Origin of the sequence: Sphingopyxis sp. JAI108 (genome assembly GCF_013410105.1) — a bacterium.
GTDB lineage: Bacteria > Pseudomonadota > Alphaproteobacteria > Sphingomonadales > Sphingomonadaceae > Sphingopyxis > Sphingopyxis chilensis.
The window spans coordinates 972,266-990,537 of sequence record NZ_JACCCJ010000001.1 but is presented as its reverse complement, the minus strand read 5'-3'; the positions used below and the strand labels follow the sequence as shown (position 1 = coordinate 990,537).

General features: G+C 65.6%; 22 protein-coding genes. 14 read left to right on the top strand and 8 right to left on the bottom strand.

Annotation, left to right across the window (positions count from 1 at the left end; all coding sequences use genetic code 11):
* Positions 1-8 precede the first annotated feature (8 nt).
* The 4 genes from HDC29_RS04710 to pyk all read right to left on the bottom strand — a co-directional run bounded on the left by HDC29_RS04710 (position 9) and on the right by pyk (position 5,967).
* Positions 9-887 carry a hypothetical protein gene (locus HDC29_RS04710; protein ID WP_257018043.1) on the bottom strand — a complete coding sequence of 293 codons (879 nt, stop codon included), beginning with the start codon at positions 885-887 and terminating at the stop codon, positions 9-11.
* A complete protein-coding gene (locus HDC29_RS04705; RefSeq protein ID WP_179494893.1) occupies positions 887-3,322 on the bottom strand; it encodes a cyclic nucleotide-binding domain-containing protein in 2,436 nt (811 codons plus the stop codon). Before HDC29_RS04705 ends, HDC29_RS04710 begins: the two co-directional genes overlap by 1 nt.
* 231 nt (positions 3,323-3,553) lie before the next feature.
* The gene (locus HDC29_RS04700) at positions 3,554-4,327 is read right to left on the bottom strand and encodes an arginyltransferase (RefSeq protein WP_179494891.1); all 774 of its coding nucleotides are present in this window, start codon (positions 4,325-4,327) and stop codon (positions 3,554-3,556) included.
* A gap of 185 nt (positions 4,328-4,512) precedes the next feature.
* Entirely contained in the window at positions 4,513-5,967 is a 1,455-nt protein-coding gene (pyk, locus tag HDC29_RS04695) for a pyruvate kinase (RefSeq protein ID WP_179494889.1), read from the bottom strand.
* 110 nt (positions 5,968-6,077) lie between these two features.
* Here pyk and HDC29_RS04690 point away from each other — a divergent pair, with 110 nt between their 5' ends.
* From HDC29_RS04690 to pal, 14 genes are all read left to right on the top strand, one after another.
* Positions 6,078-6,398, top strand: coding sequence for a DUF1244 domain-containing protein (locus HDC29_RS04690; RefSeq protein WP_179494887.1), 321 nt, complete (start codon positions 6,078-6,080; stop codon positions 6,396-6,398).
* A 64-nt stretch (positions 6,399-6,462) separates the two neighbouring features.
* On the top strand, positions 6,463-6,705 hold the full coding sequence (locus HDC29_RS04685) for a DUF2312 domain-containing protein (RefSeq protein ID WP_037555168.1): 243 nt from the start codon (positions 6,463-6,465) through the stop codon (positions 6,703-6,705).
* 17 nt (positions 6,706-6,722) lie between these two features.
* Positions 6,723-7,040 (top strand): heavy metal-binding domain-containing protein, encoded by a 318-nt coding sequence (locus HDC29_RS04680; protein WP_062184526.1) that lies wholly within the window; start codon positions 6,723-6,725, stop codon positions 7,038-7,040.
* Between the two features lie 55 nt (positions 7,041-7,095).
* On the top strand, positions 7,096-7,842 hold the full coding sequence (locus tag HDC29_RS04675) for a YebC/PmpR family DNA-binding transcriptional regulator (protein WP_179494885.1): 747 nt from the start codon (positions 7,096-7,098) through the stop codon (positions 7,840-7,842).
* Between the two features lie 90 nt (positions 7,843-7,932).
* The gene (gene ruvC, locus HDC29_RS04670; RefSeq protein WP_179494883.1) at positions 7,933-8,406 is read left to right on the top strand and encodes a crossover junction endodeoxyribonuclease RuvC; all 474 of its coding nucleotides are present in this window, start codon (positions 7,933-7,935) and stop codon (positions 8,404-8,406) included.
* A 139-nt stretch (positions 8,407-8,545) separates the two neighbouring features.
* Positions 8,546-9,145, top strand: coding sequence for a Holliday junction branch migration protein RuvA (gene ruvA, locus HDC29_RS04665; protein WP_179494881.1), 600 nt, complete (start codon positions 8,546-8,548; stop codon positions 9,143-9,145).
* Positions 9,142-9,546: a GFA family protein gene (locus HDC29_RS04660; protein WP_179494879.1), complete on the top strand. Its 405-nt coding sequence runs from the start codon at positions 9,142-9,144 to the stop codon at positions 9,544-9,546. Before ruvA ends, HDC29_RS04660 begins: the two co-directional genes overlap by 4 nt.
* Entirely contained in the window at positions 9,539-10,567 is a 1,029-nt protein-coding gene (gene ruvB / locus HDC29_RS04655) for a Holliday junction branch migration DNA helicase RuvB (RefSeq protein ID WP_179494877.1), read from the top strand. The genes HDC29_RS04660 and ruvB overlap by 8 nt, the downstream gene beginning before the upstream one ends.
* A 101-nt stretch (positions 10,568-10,668) precedes the next feature.
* On the top strand, positions 10,669-11,148 hold the full coding sequence (locus tag HDC29_RS04650) for a YbgC/FadM family acyl-CoA thioesterase (RefSeq protein ID WP_179494875.1): 480 nt from the start codon (positions 10,669-10,671) through the stop codon (positions 11,146-11,148).
* A complete protein-coding gene (gene tolQ, locus HDC29_RS04645; protein WP_179494873.1) occupies positions 11,142-11,840 on the top strand; it encodes a protein TolQ in 699 nt (232 codons plus the stop codon). Before HDC29_RS04650 ends, tolQ begins: the two co-directional genes overlap by 7 nt.
* On the top strand, positions 11,840-12,349 hold the full coding sequence (gene tolR / locus HDC29_RS04640; RefSeq protein WP_179494871.1) for a protein TolR: 510 nt from the start codon (positions 11,840-11,842) through the stop codon (positions 12,347-12,349). Before tolQ ends, tolR begins: the two co-directional genes overlap by 1 nt.
* Before the next feature lie 9 nt (positions 12,350-12,358).
* Positions 12,359-13,180: a hypothetical protein gene (locus tag HDC29_RS04635; protein ID WP_179494868.1), complete on the top strand. Its 822-nt coding sequence runs from the start codon at positions 12,359-12,361 to the stop codon at positions 13,178-13,180.
* Positions 13,181-13,185: 5 nt separating this feature from the next.
* Positions 13,186-14,553, top strand: coding sequence for a Tol-Pal system beta propeller repeat protein TolB (gene tolB / locus HDC29_RS04630; RefSeq protein WP_179494866.1), 1,368 nt, complete (start codon positions 13,186-13,188; stop codon positions 14,551-14,553).
* A gap of 106 nt (positions 14,554-14,659) precedes the next feature.
* Entirely contained in the window at positions 14,660-15,178 is a 519-nt protein-coding gene (gene pal, locus HDC29_RS04625) for a peptidoglycan-associated lipoprotein Pal (RefSeq protein ID WP_179494864.1), read from the top strand.
* Here the strand turns inward: pal and HDC29_RS04620 are convergent.
* Genes HDC29_RS04620 through gspL form a run of 4 tightly spaced genes read right to left on the bottom strand, consistent with a single transcriptional unit; the run spans position 15,165 to position 18,271 of the window.
* Positions 15,165-15,902, bottom strand: a complete 738-nt coding sequence (locus HDC29_RS04620; protein WP_257018202.1) for an A24 family peptidase — start codon at positions 15,900-15,902, stop codon at positions 15,165-15,167. The two genes, pal and HDC29_RS04620, sit on opposite strands and share 14 nt — an antisense overlap.
* Before the next feature lie 31 nt (positions 15,903-15,933).
* The gene (gene gspN, locus HDC29_RS04615; RefSeq protein ID WP_179494860.1) at positions 15,934-16,650 is read right to left on the bottom strand and encodes a type II secretion system protein N; all 717 of its coding nucleotides are present in this window, start codon (positions 16,648-16,650) and stop codon (positions 15,934-15,936) included.
* Positions 16,647-17,129 carry a type II secretion system protein GspM gene (gspM, locus tag HDC29_RS04610; RefSeq protein ID WP_179494852.1) on the bottom strand — a complete coding sequence of 161 codons (483 nt, stop codon included), beginning with the start codon at positions 17,127-17,129 and terminating at the stop codon, positions 16,647-16,649. The genes gspN and gspM overlap by 4 nt, the downstream gene beginning before the upstream one ends.
* Positions 17,126-18,271: a type II secretion system protein GspL gene (gene gspL / locus HDC29_RS04605; protein ID WP_179494842.1), complete on the bottom strand. Its 1,146-nt coding sequence runs from the start codon at positions 18,269-18,271 to the stop codon at positions 17,126-17,128. Before gspL ends, gspM begins: the two co-directional genes overlap by 4 nt.
* Position 18,272: the final 1 nt, after the last annotated feature.

Genomic DNA, 18,272 nt, shown 5'->3' with positions numbered 1-18,272 from the left:
TTCGCGCCTCACCAATAGAAGAAGACGCTGACGATATGCGCCGACAGCGCCGCCATCAGCGCAAAGGTCAGCGGCACATGCACATAGAGCCAGACTTCGAGCAGCGCGCGCAGCCGCAGATGCTCGCGCAACCGCGCCAGCGCCGCCTCCTTCTGAGACAAAAGCTGGATGACCTTTGTGCGCGCGGCATCGCCGCCCTGTGACACCGATAGCGCGCCGCGGGAGGCAGTCGTCGCGCAACCCGGATAGCGCCCACGCAGCCGCGCCCATGCGCCGCCCGCGAACGGATCCTGGTCGAGCGAGGCGAGCACCGCCGCGCTGTCCGCGGCCGTCAGCGGCTGCGCGGCGCTGTGCAGCTGGCGGTCGAACGCGCGGATCGCCTCCAGCATCTGCATCTGCGTCATCTGCTCGCGATTGTTCGACAACGCAGCCGGCAAGGTCGCATAGACGATGACGCCGTAAAGCCCCGACAGGATGACGAGCATCATCAGCACCCAGGCGAGCGTGTGGACGTTCCAGCCAAGCTGGAATCCGGTGTGCCAGGTGCCGATGACGATCAGGCTTAAACCCAGATAGACATGCGCCGACGTCCACGCCTTCAGCGACCAGTGATCGCTCGTCATCTTGCGCTTGCGATAACCGAGCGCGGTGAGCCAGAGGATCAGCAGCGCGCCGATCGTCCCCAGCGCATAGCCGTACCAGCTGCCGCCATTGTGCCGCGGCGTCACGTCGACCAGAGCATAGGAGACGATGATGAGAAGGCAGAGCCCGCCCGAAATCTTGGCCCAGCGAAAGCCCGCATAGCGCAGGAAGCCCTCATGCCGCCGCTCGCGAACACGCTCGACCTGTGTGGCCTTCGACCGACGCCGCTGGAACAGGCTCGCCATCAGTCGGTGTCCTCGTCGAGCCGCGCGATCGACAGGAATTCTTCCGGCGACACGCGGATCGCGGCGCCCGTCGGGCACGCCCGCACGCACGCCGGGCCGCCCGATATGCCTTTGCACATGTCGCACTTGACCGCGATCTTCTTCGGCTTCTCGTCGCCCAGCTGTTTCTTGGTCCATTTGGGCGACGGCTCGCCCGGACCGGGACCGAAGCCGGTCAGCAGCCAGCGGAGCAGGCTTGGCTTCTCCGGCGGCGCCGCCTCCATGCGGATCACGCCATAGGGACAGTTGCGCATGCAGTTGCCGCAGCCGATGCAGCCCGGCTCCATGAACACCTCGCCGTCGGGGCCGCGGTGGATCACGTTCGGCGGACAGTCGGCCATGCAATGCGGATGCTCGCAGTGGCGGCAGCTTGTCGGCACATGCAGGTGCGCGAAGGTCTTGCCCGCCTCGCGGTCGAGCCGCGACAGGCCCTCATGGCTGTCGGCGCACGCTTTCTCGCAATTATCGCAGCCGACGCACAGATTCTCGTCGATCAGGAGCGCGTCGGTCGCCTCGCCGAGCCCTTCCTTCATGATGAAGCTCGCGGTGTCCGAATACAGGTCGACCGCGCTCGAATAGGTGGCTTTGCGCGATTCGATGAAGCTGTTCATCGCCGCGCGTTCGGCGACCGCTACTTCGGTCGCTTCGCGCACCTGCGGTCGTGCGGCGAGCATCTTGCGGAAACTTTCGCCGGTGAGCTTGATCACCTCGCTGCCGACCGCCGCCTTGACGGTAGCGTTGCGCGGCTGCCCGCTCAGCACGCCCATTTCGCCAAAGAAGCTGCCGGCGGGAAGGTAGCGGAGGAAGATCGGCTTCCCGCCGATATCCTTCTCGACCACCATCGAACCCGAGCGGATGACATAGACATCGTCGCCCTGTTCACCCTCGGTCAGCACGACCTTGCCCGCGGGCACGCGCTCGACCTCGGCGGCATCGACCACCGGGCCCAGATCCTCCACCGTCAGCCCGCCCTTGAATATCTGGAGCAACTGGCGTTCGAGCGAGATGCGGTTGATCGCACGTTTCGCGCCCGGCACCGCCGCCATCAGCTTCAGCGCCGCGGTGCGCGACACTTCGACGAAAATACTGTCGTCGCCGGCGCGGATCGTCGCGCCGCGCTTCCGCCCCGAAATCAAACCGACCTCGCCAAAGATCGATCCCTGCTCGATCGACACGGTAACGCCCGGCCCCACCTCGACCTCGGCAAAGCCGTCGGCTATCGCGAAGAGCGACGACCCCGGCTCGCCCTTTTCAAAGACGATGTCGCCCTTGGTGTAGAAGGCGACTTTCGAATCGAGCATGAACTCACGCATCTGCAACGGCGACACATCGGCAAAGATGCTCACCCGTTCGCGCAGATAATCGAGCCATTCGCTCACGGCCTTCTGCTGCGGCAGGCCTGCGAAAATGGCCGCCAGATCCTTTTCATCGGCGGGGGTCAGCGACGCGTTGCCATTGATGAACTCGACGACGTCATAGCCCTGGTTCATGCAATGCTTGATCAGCGGATAACCCGCGAGTGCGCCGATCACGAAGATTCCCGGCACCGTCGATTCAAAGGTCGGCGACAGCTTTGGAAAGGCCTCGCGGTCCGGCCCCGTAAACTCGATCCCCATCGATTCGACGAAGCCGCGCGGTGCGACCGACCCCAGCCGCGCGACGATCACGTCGCACGGGATCTTCTCGTCGCCGTCGGGCGTGTCGAGCGTCAGCCAGCCGGGTTCGACCTTCTTCGGCTGCGTTTCGGTGCGGATCGACATCAGCCCGTTTTCGCCCGCCTCCATCATGTCGGAGACGTTCTTCGCCTTCGCGCGCGCGAAATCCTTCGAGCGGTTGAGGATGGTCACGGTGTTTTCCAGCGCTTCCTCGGCGACGCCGAGCGCATTTTCGATCCCCGCGTCGCCCGATCCGACAACGGTGATATGCTTGTCCTTGAAATCCTCGGGATCGTCGACCTGATAGATGATGTGCGGCAGGTCGGCGCCCTCGCAGCGCATCCGGTTCGGATTGCCCTGCGTGCCGATCGCAAGAATGATGTTCTCGGCGTGAAAGACATCACCCTTCGCGGTCTTGATCGCGAAGGCGCCCTGCGCGCCTATCACCTCGACGACATCGGCGTGATAGGCGACGTTCACCTGGTTCTTCGCGGCGTCTTCGTCCCAGTTCGCAAGGATATATTCGCGCGCACCCTCGGCGAACCGACAGTCGGACCGCAGATCAAGCCGTTCGGGCGTCGCGAGCACGCGCTTGCCCTTCTGATATTTGAAGATGGTGTCGGAGAGGTGATCGGTCTTTTCGAGCAACATATGGCTCAGCCCGAGTTGCCCGGCGCGCGACGCGGCGCTGAGCCCGGCCGGGCCCGAACCGATGATCGCAACCTTGACCGCCTCGCTCATGCCCGCGCCCTGCCGCCGAAGCGACCGTTTGCGATCAAGATGCTGGCGAACGCTTGCACGGGCATCCCATTCCCCCCAATCGCTTACCCCTAAGCGACATAATCTTGGATGCGACCCGGACTAATGTCCTGAGCGACAGGCTATGCCCCTGAAAGCGGGAAAAGGTCAACCGCTCGACCGCCAGAATCGGCAGTTGCGAGGCGTTCTCAACTAGCCGATGAGCCGGTTGACTCAGGCGAGTTCGAACATCGCCGCGATGCGATCGGGCTGCGTCGCATCGAAGCGCGACCAGCCGTCAGGCCCAAGCTTTTCAAGCGGGCGAAAACGCGCCTTGTACGCCATGCGCGCCGACCCTTCGATCCAGTAGCCCAGATAAACGTAGGGCAACCCGGCGTTGCCGGCGCGCAGCACATGGTCGGCAATGATATAGGTTCCCAGCCCCTCGCGCAGCGGATGGTGCGCGTCGAAGAAACTGTAGATCATCGATAGCCCGTCGCCCTGACGGTCGGTCAGGCAACAGCCGACGAGGCGTCCCTTGCCGCCATCGGCCGCCGGCTCGCGATATTCGATCATATAGCTGTCGACCGGCGTCTGCTCGACCATGTCGGCGAAATCCTGCTCGTCCATGTCCGCCATACCGCCATCGGGGTGGCGCGAGGCGAGATAGGAGCGCAGCAGCGCGTATTGTTCTTCGGTCGCCCACGGCTTGCACGCGGTGGCGACCAGATCGCCGTTGCGGCGCATGTTACGCTTCTGCGAACTGCTCGGCGCGAATTCGGCCGCGCAGACGCGCACCGACACGCAGGCCGAACAATCGGCGCAGCTGGGGCGATAGGCGACCGACTGGCTGCGGCGAAACCCGATACGGCCGAGCGCGTCGTTCAGCTCGTTCGCCGTGTTGCCGCTCAGCTCCGTAAACACCTTGCGCTCGGTCTTGCCCGCCAGATAGGGGCAAGGTGCCGGACTGGTGACGAAAAAGCGCGGAAAACGAAACGGTGCGGACACGCGAAAAAGACCTCCGGACTGGCGATGCGGAGCCCCCCAACGCGGGTCCGACGCACACCTTGCACCAACTATGCCGCGCGGCGTCAATGGTGCAAAGTGCGTTTACCATTTTAGTCCGTCCCGTTCTGAATCAACCCCCCAATTTTGTGAATCAGCCGGTAACTTTTGTGCCGATTTGAATCGGATCAGCTGTATCCACGCAGCTCGTCGCCGGTGAGCGTGGCGACGTGGAGCACGTTGGTCGATCCCGGCGTGCCGAACGGAACGCCCGCCATCATCACCAGCTTTGCGCCCGGCCGGCCGATCCCGTGGCGCAGCGCCATGCGCTTGCCCTTCGCGATCATCTCCTCGAAACTGCCGATATCCTTCGTCGGCACCGCATGCGCTCCCCACAGCAACCCCATGCGCCGCGCGGCTTCCTTCTTCGGCGTCAACACCAGCAGCGGCGCGCCCGGCCGCTCTCGCGCGACGCGGCGCGCGGTCGATCCCGACGCGGTGAAGCAGATGATCGCATCGGCGGCGATCGTCGAGATGATGCCGCCCGCCGCCTCGGCGAGCGCATCGGCGGTCGTCGCGTCGGGCACCGTCTCGGTGAAATGCAGGCGGCGATAATAGTCGGGATCGCTTTCGACCGAACGCGCGATCGAATCCATCATGGTGACAGCCTCCACCGGCCAGGCGCCCGCCGCAGTCTCCGCCGACAGCATGATCGCGTCGGCGCCATCATAGACGGCGGTCGCGACGTCGCTCACTTCGGCGCGCGTCGGGGAGGGAGAGACGATCATCGATTCCAGCATCTGCGTTGCCACAACGACGGGCTTGCCCATGCGGCGGGCGGTCGCGACGATCTTCTTCTGGAGCGGCGGGACGGCTTCGGGCGGCAGTTCGACGCCAAGGTCACCGCGCGCGACCATCGCCGCGTCGGCGAGCTCGAGGATCTCCTCGATCCGCTGCACGCCCGACGGCTTTTCGAACTTGACGAGCAGCGCCGCCTTGCCACCGATCAGGCGTCGCGCCTCGGCGACGTCCTCGGGGCGCTGAACGAATGACAGCGCGATCCAGTCGACATGCTGTTCGAGCGCAAAGGCGAGATCCTTGCGGTCCTTTTCGGTCAGCGCGGCGAGCGGGACGACGACATCGGGGACGTTGACGCCCTTGCGATCCGAAATCTTGCCCCCCACCTCGACCACCGTTTCGATCCGGTCGGGCGCCACGCTCTTGACGCGCAGCACCAGCTTGCCGTCATCGATCAGCAGCCGCGTGTCGGGTTCGAGCGCCGCGAACAGTTCGGGGTGAGGAAGGTGGACGCGGGTCGCGTCGCCCGCCGCCTTGTCGGCATCGAGGACGAAGGACTTGCCCTTCACCAACTCGGCGGGGCCATCCTTGAACGTCCCGACGCGCAGCTTCGGTCCCTGCAGGTCGACGAGGATCGTCGTCGGCCGCCCGGTTTCCTTTTCCAGCGCGCGGATCGCGGCGATCACCTTGGCATGGCCTTCATGATCGCCGTGGCTCATATTGACGCGAAAGGCGTCGGCGCCCGCGCGGTGCAGTTCGGCGATCATCTCGGCATTGGCGCTCGCCGGACCAAGGGTCGCCAGGATGCGGACCTTGCGCTGGCGGGGGGTAAAGCTCTGAACCACAAATGCTCCGATGACTTGGGTAAGGTGGGGTCTGGGACGCTAGGGCAATGCCGCCTTGATGCCGCCAAGGCAACAACCGTATAGCTATTCATCATATAAAAGGAGGAACCATGTCCTGTAGTGAAGATCAGATGGAACCCGGCGACGCGCTCGACAGCCTCGACGATGCGGTTGCCGCGGCCGCCTTCCGCCGCCTCGTCCGCCTGCTCCAGCATCGCAGCGACGCCGCGAATATCGACCTGATGGGCTTGGCCGGCTTTTGCCGCAACTGCCTGGGCGACTGGATCGCGGAAGCCGGCGACATGGACAAGGAAGCGGCGCGCGCGATCGTTCACGGCATGCCGACGGCGGAATGGAAAGCGCGCTTTCAGGTCGCGGCAACGCCCGAACAGCTCCGGCGGATGGAAGAAAGCATGGCGAAGAATCCCTGACCTCGCTAGGGACGCGCCGAGGGCGATTCTCGCCAACAATCATCCAATCTCAGCGGAGTATAAAATGAGCGAAGCCACCGTGTCCGACGAACAACTGCGCCTTTTCATCGAGCGCATCGAGCGTCTGGAAGAAGAGAAAAAAGGCATCGCCGACGATATTCGCGACACCTATAACGAAGCAAAATCGCAGGGCTACGACCCGAAGATCATGCGCCAGATCGTCCGCCTGCGCAAACTTCCGGTCCACGACCGCAAGGAAATGGAAGCGATCCTCGACGTCTATAAGTCGGCGCTCGGGATCGACTAAACGCAAGGAGAGTGACGATGTTCAGCACGACGACCAACAATGTCGAAGGCCGCCCGGTTAGGGAATATCTGGGCATCGTCACCGGCGAGGTGATCGTCGGCGCCAACCTGTTCCGCGACCTGTTCGCATCGATCACCGACATCGTCGGCGGCCGGTCGGGCAAATATGAGGATGTCCTCGCCCGCGCGCGCAAGGAAGCGATCGCCGAGATGGAAGCCGAGGCGGCGCGCCTCGGCGGCAATGCGGTGATCGGCGTCGACCTCGACTATGAAGTGCTCGGCCAGAACGGCTCGATGCTGATGGTGTCGGCGAGCGGGACGGCCGTGGTTGTGTGAAAAGCCGCGCCGCGCTAGGGCGGCGCCACATTTCCCGTTTCGATGGAGGTAGGCCGTGGCCGGCCATAGCAAATTCAAGAACATCATGCACCGCAAGGGCGCGCAGGATAAAAAGCGCAGCAGCCTCTTTTCGAAGCTGAGCCGCGAAATCACCGTCGCGGCGAAGATGGGCCTGCCCGATCCCGACGCCAACGCGCGTCTGCGCGCTGCGGTCAACGCCGCCAAGGCGCAGTCGATGCCGAAGGACAATATCCAGCGCGCGATCGACAAGGCGGCGGGCAACGACGGCGATAATTACGAGGAAATCCGCTACGAGGGTTATGGCCCCGGTGGCGTATCGCTGATCGTCGAAGCATTGACCGACAACCGCAACCGCACCGCGACCAACGTCCGCACGGCGTTCAGCAAGAATGGTGGCAACCTCGGCACGTCGGGCAGCGTCAGCCACGGTTTCGACCGGCTCGGCATGATCAGCTATGGCGCGGGTGCCGGCGATGCCGACACGGTGTTCGAGGCTGCGCTCGATGCCGGCGCCGACGACGTCGAATCGTCGGAGGACGGCCACGACATCTGGACCAGCGTCGACAGCCTGCACGAAGTCGCCAAGGCGCTCGAAGCCAAGCTCGGCGAGGCCGAGGGCGTCAAGCTCGCCTGGCGCCCGACGCTGAAGAGCGAAGTCGCCGACGAAGCGACCGCTCAGACCCTCTTCAAGCTGATCGACACGCTCGACGACGACGACGACGTCCAGACCGTATGGGGCAATTACGAGATCCCCGACGCGGTGATGGAAAAGCTTGGCTAATAGTCAAAACCCGTTCGCATCGAGCGGAGTCGAGATGCCCGTCGGTTGCGCACGCGGTGTCTCGGCTTCACTCGACACGAACGGAATTCCATGATCATCCTCGGCCTCGACCCCTCGCTCAGCTGCACCGGCTGGGGCGTCATCCGCGTCGAGGGTAGCCGGATCAGCCACATCGCCAACGGGCAGGTCAAGACCGACACCAAGGCGCCCCTGCCCGACCGGCTCGCGCATCTCGACACCATGCTCGCCGCTGTGATCGCCGACCATGCCCCCGCTTGCGCTGCGGTCGAGGAAGTGTTCGTCAACGACAATCCGCAATCGACGCTGAAGCTTGCCCATGCGCGCGGCGTCGTGCTGCTCGGCTGCGCGCGCGGTGGGCTGACGGTCGCCGAATATGCGCCGCGCCTCGTCAAGAAGGCGATCGTCGGCACTGGCGGCGCGGCGAAGGAACAGGTGCAGGCTATGCTACGCATCCTGCTTCCTGGCGCGAAAGTCGCCGGAGCCGATGCCGCGGACGCGCTGGCGGTCGCGATCTGCCACGCGAACCACCGCCCTCGATACTAAACCTTCATCACCCCGGACTTGATCCGGGGTCCGTGCGGCGATGGATGCCGGATCAAGTCCGGCATGACGAAACGTGGGAGGCCTCGACGGCGAAGGGAAATTGATTCCCTTTTCGTTCTCCCCGCGTTAGGCACGGGGCATGATCGCAAAACTGACAGGGCGGCTAGATTCGAGCGGCGCAGGCCATGCGGTGATCGACGTCGGTGGCATCGGTTATCTGGTCGAGGCATCGGCGCGGACATTGGACGCACTGGGGCCCGTCGGGGGCGACGTTACCATCCACACCGAAATGCTCGTCGGCGAGGATTTCCTGCGCCTGCTCGGCTTTGCCAAGGCCGAGGAACGCGACTGGTTCCGCCTGCTCACCAGTGTGCAGGGCGTCGGCGCGAAAGTCGCGCTCGCGATTCTCTCCGCGCTCGAAATCACCGACCTGCAACGCGCGTTGGCAAGCGGCGACAGCGCGATGGTCGCACGCGCGAATGGGGTCGGCCCGAAACTCGCGCAGCGGATCACGCACGAGTTGAAGGACAGGGCCGGCGCGCTCGGCGGGATCGCGGGAAGCCTGCCCGCACTCGCGATGACAGCGGGCCCCGTCGCCGATGCCGTCACCGCCCTCACCGGCCTTGGCTTCAAGCCCGGCGAAGCAAGTGCTGCGGTCGCGGCGGCCAACGAGGAACTGGGCGCAGGCGCCAGCCTCGATGCGCTGGTTCGCGTGGCGCTCAAGAAAGCGGCCAAATGACCGACCCCACCCGCCACGCCGCCTGCCGCTGCGGCCAGATCCGCATCGCCTGCACCGGCGAACCGATTCGCGTGTCGGTCTGCCACTGCCGCGAGTGCAAGGCGCGGAGCGGCAGCGCCTTTGCCGCACAGGTCCGCTTCCCCGCCGAGCAGGTCCGCACCGAAGGCGAGCCGAAGATGTGGCAATACACCGGCGACAGCGGCAACACGGCCGACTTCTTCTTTTGCGGCACCTGCGGTTCGGGCGTCTGGTACCGCGCGCGTCCCTATCATGACGCCTATGCGATCCCGCTCGGCAATTTCGAGCCCGGTCACGGCTTCGTGCCCGACTATTCGGTCTATGAGGAACGCAAGGAGCCTTGGGTTTCGATCGCCGGCGATGCAATAGAGCATTATGACTGAGCCGGCCCTCACCACCCCCATCCGCACCCCCGAGGATGCCGACGCCGCGCTGCGGCCGAAGACGCTAGCCGAATTCGTCGGCCAAGCGGCGGCGCGCGAGAATCTGCGCATCTTCGTCGAGGCGGCGAAGGCGCGCGGCGATGCGCTCGATCATGTGCTCTTCTTTGGCCCGCCGGGGCTCGGCAAGACGACGCTGGCGCAGATCGTCGCGCGCGAACTCGGGGTCGGCTTCCGTTCGACCAGCGGCCCGGTGATCGCGAAGGCGGGCGACCTTGCCGCCTTGCTCACCAATCTCGAGGACGGCGATGTGCTGTTCATCGACGAGATCCACCGCCTGTCGCCCGCGGTCGAGGAAATCCTGTATCCCGCGATGGAGGACCGCGCGCTCGACATCATGATCGGCGAAGGGCCCTCGGCGCGCTCGGTGCGCATCGACCTTCCCAAATTCACCCTCGTCGGGGCGACCACGCGGCAGGGGCTGCTGACGACGCCGCTGCGCGACCGTTTCGGCATCCCGGTGCGGCTCAATTTCTATACCCACGGCGAACTCGAACAGGTGATTTCGCGCGCTGCGCGCCTGCTGGCGCTGCCGATCGCGTCGGATGGCGCGCTCGAAATCGCAAAACGCTCGCGCGGGACGCCGCGCATCGCGGGGCGGCTGCTGCGGCGCGTGCGCGATTTTGCGACCGTTGCGGGCCATGCGGTCGTCGACGCGAGCGCCGCGGATGAGGCGCTCAACCGGCTCGAAGTCGATGCGCTCGGGCTCGATGCGATGGACCGGCGTTACCTCACCATGATCGCCGATATCTACCGCGGGGGCCCCGTCGGCGTGGAAACGCTCGCCGCCGGGCTCAGCGAACCGCGCGACACGATTGAGGATGTCATCGAACCCTATCTGCTCCAGGCCGGGTTGATCGCGCGCACCGCACGCGGGCGGATGCTCAACGCCAGCGCGTGGAAGCATCTCGGGCTCAACCCGCCCGCCGGTTCGCAGGATGGACTTTTCGATCAGGCGAAATAGGCGGATTTCCGCGGCTTTCATTCTGCCAACCGGCCCCGATCTGCGACGAACCGTTCAAGGGGGCTTTGCGACGAGTCGCCCACCGGCTATCGGTCGGAAAGATGATAAACGCCCCGCCCCCCTTCCTCCCCGGCGCCTTTGCCGGGGCCGAGCATCATTACCGGGCGCGCGTCTATTTCGAGGACACCGACCTGTCTGGCATCGTCTATCACGCCAATTATCTGCGCTATATGGAGCGCGCGCGCTCTGACATGCTGCGGATCGCCGGTATCGACCAGCGCGCGGCGATGGAGGCGGGCGAAGGTAGCTGGGCGGTCACCGACCTTGCCATCAAATACCGCAGCCCCGCCCGACTTGACGATGACCTGCTCGTCGTCAGTACGGTCGAAGCGGTGCGCGGCGCGAGCGTGATCATCGCACAGCGCATCCTTCGCGGAACTGACACGTTAAGCGGCGAGACATTGACCGACGGGCAAGTCACCGCTGCCTTCCTGTCGCCCGAAGGCCGGCCGCGCCGCCAGCCCGCGGGTTGGGCCGACCGATTTACCGCCATCATGAATGGAGAGACTTTCCCTTGCTAGACAATATCTCGCTGGCCGCCGATGCGGCGACCCTGTCCCCCATCGCGCTGTTCCTGCAAGCCGACTGGATCGTGAAGGGCGTGATGATCGGCCTCCTGCTCGCGTCCATTTATGTCTGGATGGTGATTTTTACGCACGGCCGGGGCGTCAGCAAGCTGATGAGCGCGTCGGAGCGGTTCGAGCGCGATTTCTGGCGCGCCGACAATATCGACAAATTCTTCGACAAGAATAGCGGCGAAGATTTGCCGAGCGCGAAGGTGCTGAGCGCCGGGATCAGCGAATGGCGCCGCTCGACCAAGGGCAAGAATGTCGATCGCGAAGGCACGCGTGAGCGCCTGGGCATCGCAATGAACTCGGCGGTCGCGGGCGAAGTTGACCGGCTCGCCGAAAAGATCGGGACGCTCGCGACAATCGGCGCGGTCGCGCCCTTCGTGGGGCTGTTCGGCACCGTCTGGGGTATTATGCGCAGCTTCACCGCGATCGCGGCGGAAAATAACAGCAGCCTTGCCGTCGTCGCGCCGGGCATTGCGGAAGCGCTGTTCGCGACCGCGATCGGCCTGTTCGCCGCCATTCCCGCAGTCATCGCCTATAACGCCTTTTCCCAGCGCTTAAACCGGCTCGAATCGCGCCTCGGCCGCTTTGCCGACGGGCTGCACGCGACCTTCAGCCGCGAACTCGAGGTCGAAGCCTGATGGCGATGACCGGGCCCTCCGGCGGCATCGGCGGCCGGCGCGGCCGCGGCCACCGCCGCGCGCCGATGGCGGAGATCAACGTCACCCCGCTCGTCGACGTGATGCTCGTGCTGTTGATCATCTTCATGATCACCGCACCGCTTCTCGCTTCGGCGGTGCCGATCGACCTGCCCGAAAGCCGGGCCAAGCCGGTCGAGACCGAGGAGCAGGAGCCGGTGCAGCTATCGATCAACGGCGACGACACGCTCTATATCGGCGAAGAGGTCGTGCCGGAGGCCGAGCTTCCTGCCCGCCTCGACGCGATCGCACGCGCGAATGAGGGTGAGGACCGGCCGCGCCAGATCATGCTGCGCGCCGACAAGGGGCTCGATTATGGCCGCGTGATGCGCGTGATGGGCGAACTCAACCGCGCCGGCTTGACCCGGATTTCGCTGGTGACGACGGGATCGGAAGGCGCCGCCGAAAGCGCGCCAGCCGCGGTCACTAACGGTTCAGAAACCGGAACCTAGGTTAAGACGATGGCCGAACACCGGGCAGTTGGGGGGAAGGAAGGACGCGGCTTTGCCATCGCGGTGGGCGCGCATGTCCTGATCATCGGCCTGCTCTCGGTCCAGTGGACCGCGGGCGACCGCCGATTCGACAATCCGCCTATGGAAGTCGACCTGATTGCCGAAAGCGCAGTGCAATCGACCGCGCCGGTGATCAGCGAGACGCCGCCCGCCGCGCGGTTGGGCGAAGAGGATGACGTCGACATCGCCGCGCCCGAGCCCGTACCGACACCGCCGCTTCCCGAACCGGTGGTGCGGTCCACGCCTGCCCCGACGCCAAAACAGGTCGCCCGACCGAAGCAGGCGCCGCCGAAGCAGCCCCCGGCCGCCAAAAAGGCGCAGCCCAAGGCCGCTCCAAAGGCTCCACCGGCAAAGGATCGCCCCGCACGCCCGACCGGCCGGCTCGACGGTATCGCCGAAGGCCTTTCAAAGTCGCAGCCCAAATCGCCGTCGAGCAAGGGTGCTCCGGCCGCGGCCACGGCGGCTGAGGTTCGCCGTTCTATCGACGTCAGCATCAAGTCTGCGGTCGCCCCGCGCTGGAACGGCTGCCGCGTTTCGGGGGTCGATGTCGACCAGCTCAAAACCGTCGTGAAGTTTCGCCTGACGCAGTCGGGCGCGTTGGCCGGATTCACCAGCATCACCACGTCGGGCGAGAACGATAGCAATAAATTCCAGATCCAGCGCCATCAGGAGTGCGCAAAACGCGCGGTGGAACTCGCCGCACCTTTCGACCTGCCAGAGGAAAATTACAGCTTCTGGCAGAATTACACGCTCGATTTCATCAAGAGGTAAGAGAAATGCTTCTCCGTCCGATCAGCCTTTCGCTCGCCCTGCTGCTGACCACCGCCCCGGTGTTCGCACAGATCGCGCCGACGCCGCCCGCAGTCACGCCGACGACCACACCGCGTGAGACCATCGAGGGTACGCTGTCGCAGGAACGCACCGTCATCGGCGTCCCGCCGCTCGCAACCGCGTCGGTGCAGACCGTCGCGGGGCTGCGCACCGACAGCCTGGGGCGCCAGATCGCGGACGTTATCGCCGCCGACCTCGAACGCAGCGGCCTCTATGAACCGATCGGCCCCAATGGCGTCCGCGCGATCACCCGCGCCGAGGTGCAGGCGCCGCGCTTCGCCGAATGGCAAGCGCGTAATGCCGAGAATGTGGTGCACGGCTTTGTCGATGCCGGATCGAACGGCAGCCTGATCGTCGGCTGCTATCTCTATGACACCGCGCTCGGTAGCGAACTGGTGCGCAAGGGGTTCGAAATCCAGCCCGGCGACTGGCGCCGCGCCGCGCACAAATGCGCCGACGCCATCTATTCGCGCCTGTCGGGCGAAGCGCCCTTCTTCGACAGCCGCGTCGCCTATATCGCCGAGAGCGGTCCGAAGGGGAACCGCATCAAGCGGCTGGCCATCATGGATTCGGACGGCGGCAACCACCGCTTCATCACCAACGGGCAGGCGCTCGCGATCAGCCCGCGCTTCTCGCCCGATTACAAGAAGATCGTCTACGTATCCTACCTCAACAACCGCGTCCGCGTTTTCATCTACGATGTCGCGGCAGGCACGCAAAAGCTGGTGACCGAAAGCTCGAACGCGACCTTCGCGCCGCGCTGGTCGCCTGACGGCACCCAGATCCTTTATTCGATGGCCGTGAACGGCAACACCGACATCTATCGCATCTCGGCCAATGGCGGCACGCCGGTGCGGCTGACGAACACCCCGGGCATCGATGTCGGCGGCAGCTTCTCGCCCGACGGGCGGAAGATCGTGTTCGAGAGCGATCGGTCGGGCGGCCAGCAAATCTATACGATGAACATCGACGGATCGAACCAGCAGCGGATCAGCTTTGGCGGCGGCCGCGCCGCGACCCCCGAATGGTCGCCGCGCGGCGACCTGATCGCCTTTACCCGCATGGGCGGCGGCGAGTTCCGCATCGGCGTGATGACCCCGTCGGGCGGCGGGGTACGGATGCTGACCAACAGCTGGCAGGATGAGGCGCCGACCTGGTCGCCGAACGGCCGTGTTATCCAGTTTTTCCGCACGACGCGCGGGCGCGAAGGCAAGTCGAGCCTGTGGCAGGTCGACCTGACCGGCGTGAACCTGCGCCGTCTCCCCACCCCGCAGGACGGATCGGATCCGAGCTGGGGCCCGGTCCTGCCTTGACAAGGGCGGAACCAAAGCGCCCGGCTTGGGTTCAAATATCGCGTCCCGGCCAGGTTGTTTTGCCCGCACGAACAGAATTTCCCACAACAACAAGAGGACAGAAGACATGACGATACGGAAAAGCACCGCGATGATCGCGGCGATCACCATGCTTGCTGTTGGCGCCTGCTCGAAAAAGGCTCCTGACACGCTTCCCCCCGCCCCCGAAGGCACCGGGACCGATCCCGGCGCCGGGACCGGCACCGGCGTGATCCCGGGGTCGCAGGAAGATTTCCTCGCAAACGTCGGCGCCATGGGCGACCGCATTTTCTTCGATTACGACCAGTATAATGTCGACGCGCAGGACCAGTCGACGCTGCAGAGCCAGGCGCAGTGGCTGCAGCGCAACCCTGCTGTTCGCGTCACGCTCGAAGGCCACGCCGACGAACGCGGCACCCGCGATTATAACATCGCGCTCGGCGAACGCCGCGCCAATGCCGCGAAAAATTATCTCGCGTCGCTCGGCATCGATCCCAGCCGCATCAACGTCATCAGCTATGGCAAGGAACGTCCGGCCGAACTCGGTTCCACCGAAGAGGCTTATGCCAAGAACCGCCGCGCAGTGACCGTCGTTATCGGGCAATAAGCGGCCAGAGCGGCACCGTTGCAAAGGCTGCCGCGCAGGCAAAGACACCGAAGGGGACCCGCCGCTCGCCAAGCGGCTGGTCCCCTTTTTGTTGCGCGGCGATCGCCCAGGCGATCCCTCCGAGGCTCGCGAGCAACAGCATCAGCGGCAGCGCCTGCCAGCCGAGCCACGCTCCGATCGCCGCGACCAGTTTCGGGTCGCCCCCGCCCATGGCGTCCTTCCGTCGCACACGGCGATAGAATTCGGCGATGGCGGCGAGCGTCAGACCGCTAACGAAGGCGCCGACCCATCGATCGATCAATGCCGTGTCGAGCATCGGACCTGCGATCAGCAGGCCGACCGCCCCAAGCAACAGATTGAGGCGATCAGGCAGCCAGAAATGTCGCGCGTCGAGCAGCGCAAGCGGCAACAACAGCCAGCCAAACAGCGCCCATAGCCAACCCGCCGTTCCCGGCATGAGTGCCAAAGCGACGACCCCGACCAACGCCGCTCCCAGTTCGACGCGCCAATGAAAGGGGTCGATCGGTGCGCCGCACGTCCGGCATCGCCCCCGCGAAGCGAGAGGCGACAGCAACGGGATGAGATCGAGTGCGCCCAGCGGGCGGCCGCATCCGTCGCACTGCGATCGCCCGAGCACCGACCGGCCCGCAGGCCACCGCAGCACCAGCGTCGCGATGAAGCTACCAAGAATGAGCCCGATCAGGCCGGCAAAGGCGATGCCCATGCCGAAGGGCAAGGCATCGAGAAGGGTCACGTCAGAAGCGGCCTGTGGTCGCCAGCACGAAGCCGCCTTGGCCCGCCCGGAACCCCAGCGCGGCCAGCGCCGCGGCCATCGCGGGGTCGCGGTCGACATTGATCGCGAATTGAGCGCGATACGCGCCGCTTCCGTCGAACGACAAGGTCAGCCGCTCCATTCCCGACTGGCTCGCGAGCGTGGCCCGCGCGCGCCCTTTGGCACAGCTGAGCGGACCGGACAGGCCGCGCGACAAATCGAGGCCCGCGATCGGGGCGTTGACGGCAAGCTGGATACGGCCGCCGGCGGCGGCGCATCGCCCCGCATCGTCGAAACGCACCGTCGCGCCTTCGAAGCTTATCCTGTCCACCGGGATCGCGCCCAGCCCGCCCGACATCGACGTCGTGCCGCTGACGTCGGACATGCCGCGAGGATCGCTGCCATAAAGGCGTCCGGCCAGCGCACCGAGCCTTTCATCGGTGCGGGAGAAAGACAGTTCGACACCCCCGCCCAGAAGCGCAAGCGGCGAAAGGCTCGCCCGCACCGTGCCGAGCGGTAAGGCCCCGAGCCGCGCCTCGACGAGTTCGCCCGACCAGACCGAGCCGCGCACCTCACGCGCGGAGACACCCGCATCGCTCGCGCCCGACCAAGCGAGCGCGAGCCGCATCGGAAAGGTCGCAATGAGAAGCAGCAGTGCAAGCGCTACTCCGGCGATGATCCATCCTCTACGCGCGATCATTGTCCGCCCTTCCGGAGTTCCGCCGTCAGCCCGACGGTGCCGTCGGCGGCCGGAGTGATAATCAGTTGATCGACGACGAAACCTTGCCCCTCGAGCGAAGCGAGCCAGTCGACCAGCACCGGCGCCTTGGCGGTGGCGATGGCGATTGTCGCTTGCCCGCTGCCCCTTGCCTCGTTGCGGTCGAGCGTCAGCCCGATCTCGCCCGCCGATTGCGCAAGAAATTGGTCGATCGCCATCGCATCGACCGTCTTTGCCACAGATTTCGTAGGACTCCGGCCAAGTAACTGCACCTTTGCCTTGACGCGGCCCTCCCGCTCGATCGCCGCGCGATGCGCGCTTTCGAGATCGATGAAGGCCGCGACCGCGGGGCGGGCGAGGCCCCATATCAGCACGCCAAGTGCAAGCGCGCCGGCGACGCCGACAAGCCAGCGTTCGCGCGCCGAAAGGCCGATCCACCAGTTTTTCAAGCGCTCGGTCATGGTACCGCCCGGATGGTGATATTGGCCATTTGCTGGCCGTCGCTGCCAGCCATCGGCTGCGCGGTGATGCGATAGCTGCGCGCCTGAAGGGCGAGCAGCACCTGATTGATATCCTCGACGCGCGGCGCGGCGAGCGTCGTCGACAACGTCCCGTCGGTGCGATGCGACAGCGTCTTGAGCGATACGCCGGGCGCATCCCCCATCGCGTCGTAAAGCGCCGAAGCGGGGACAGAGAAGGCAAGCGGTCCGCCGCCGGCGGCCGCGAGACGGCGGTCGAGTTCGGCTTCCGCCGCCGCGGGATCGGGCGCGGCGACGCCTGCCTTTTTCGCCATCGCCACCACCGCTTCATCGGCGCGCCCGGTGTCGGCGGCGAGGCGTATCGCGTAAATGACCGGAACGAGCACGCTGATGGCGATGAGCGCTACCAACAAAAGCTTTGCCGTCCGCAGCATCGCGGCGTCGACAGACCAACTGCGCTTCGGCTTCCAGCCACCGCTGAGCAGGTCGAGCGGCGGCGCCGCCAGAGTCAGCAACAGCGCTTCGCGCATGCGGTCGGAATCGAGCGGCACGACAGCATGATTGCCGGCGATCAGCGGATCGAGCTCAGGGTCCGAAAGATAGGCACGGTCGGCGCTTCGGATGACCTGCTCGCCGCCAATCTCGGCAGTCCAGAGCGTATCGGGCTCGGGCGGCGGCACGGCGGCGGTGGCGGGAATGATCGCGACGGGTGCCAGATCGCGCGCCTTCAGCCAGTCGGCCCATGCGGCCATCGCCGCGTGAGTGGTGACCGCGACCGGGACGGCCTGCCCCTCGCCTGCCGGCTGCCCCGTGACCACATGCAGCGACGCCGCGTCGCCAAGGCTATCCTTCAGCGCATCGATTCGCGCGGCGGCGGCGGCTTGCGCGGGAGCGGCGTCCGGATAATGAAGCCAGCGCAGCGGCACGTCGGCCGCAGGCGCCAGTGCGACCAGCCGGCCGTCGGCGTCCTCGTCCTGCGGCGTTTCCCAAGCGCCAACCCAGCCGTCGTCCTGCCCCGAATCGACGATCACCCCATCGTCGATACGCAGCCATGCGGGATAGGGCGTATTTTCCTCGCGAAGCGCCGCAACGGGCGGCAGCCAGATAACCAGCGTGCGTGACATA

Bases quoted from the DNA above. Each gene is read 5' to 3' on its own strand.
- HDC29_RS04680 (WP_062184526.1), top strand. From the start codon at position 6,723: ATGTTCAGCACGACGACCAACAATGTCGAAGGCCGCCCGGTTAGGGAA.
- HDC29_RS04685 (WP_037555168.1), top strand. From the start codon at position 6,463: ATGAGCGAAGCCACCGTGTCCGACGAACAACTGCGCCTTTTCATCGAG.
- ruvC (WP_179494883.1), top strand. From the start codon at position 7,933: ATGATCATCCTCGGCCTCGACCCCTCGCTCAGCTGCACCGGCTGGGGC.
- ruvA (WP_179494881.1), top strand. From the start codon at position 8,546: ATGATCGCAAAACTGACAGGGCGGCTAGATTCGAGCGGCGCAGGCCAT.
- tolR (WP_179494871.1), top strand. From the start codon at position 11,840: ATGGCGATGACCGGGCCCTCCGGCGGCATCGGCGGCCGGCGCGGCCGC.
- HDC29_RS04660 (WP_179494879.1), top strand. From the start codon at position 9,142: ATGACCGACCCCACCCGCCACGCCGCCTGCCGCTGCGGCCAGATCCGC.
- gspM (WP_179494852.1), bottom strand. From the start codon at position 17,129: ATGACCGAGCGCTTGAAAAACTGGTGGATCGGCCTTTCGGCGCGCGAA.
- tolB (WP_179494866.1), top strand. From the start codon at position 13,186: ATGCTTCTCCGTCCGATCAGCCTTTCGCTCGCCCTGCTGCTGACCACC.
- HDC29_RS04690 (WP_179494887.1), top strand. From the start codon at position 6,078: ATGTCCTGTAGTGAAGATCAGATGGAACCCGGCGACGCGCTCGACAGC.
- HDC29_RS04635 (WP_179494868.1), top strand. From the start codon at position 12,359: ATGGCCGAACACCGGGCAGTTGGGGGGAAGGAAGGACGCGGCTTTGCC.
- HDC29_RS04705 (WP_179494893.1), bottom strand. From the start codon at position 3,322: ATGAGCGAGGCGGTCAAGGTTGCGATCATCGGTTCGGGCCCGGCCGGG.
- gspL (WP_179494842.1), bottom strand. From the start codon at position 18,271: ATGTCACGCACGCTGGTTATCTGGCTGCCGCCCGTTGCGGCGCTTCGC.
- HDC29_RS04650 (WP_179494875.1), top strand. From the start codon at position 10,669: ATGATAAACGCCCCGCCCCCCTTCCTCCCCGGCGCCTTTGCCGGGGCC.
- pal (WP_179494864.1), top strand. From the start codon at position 14,660: ATGACGATACGGAAAAGCACCGCGATGATCGCGGCGATCACCATGCTT.
- HDC29_RS04620 (WP_257018202.1), bottom strand. From the start codon at position 15,902: ATGGGCATCGCCTTTGCCGGCCTGATCGGGCTCATTCTTGGTAGCTTC.
- HDC29_RS04710 (WP_257018043.1), bottom strand. From the start codon at position 887: ATGGCGAGCCTGTTCCAGCGGCGTCGGTCGAAGGCCACACAGGTCGAG.
- gspN (WP_179494860.1), bottom strand. From the start codon at position 16,650: ATGATCGCGCGTAGAGGATGGATCATCGCCGGAGTAGCGCTTGCACTG.
- ruvB (WP_179494877.1), top strand. From the start codon at position 9,539: ATGACTGAGCCGGCCCTCACCACCCCCATCCGCACCCCCGAGGATGCC.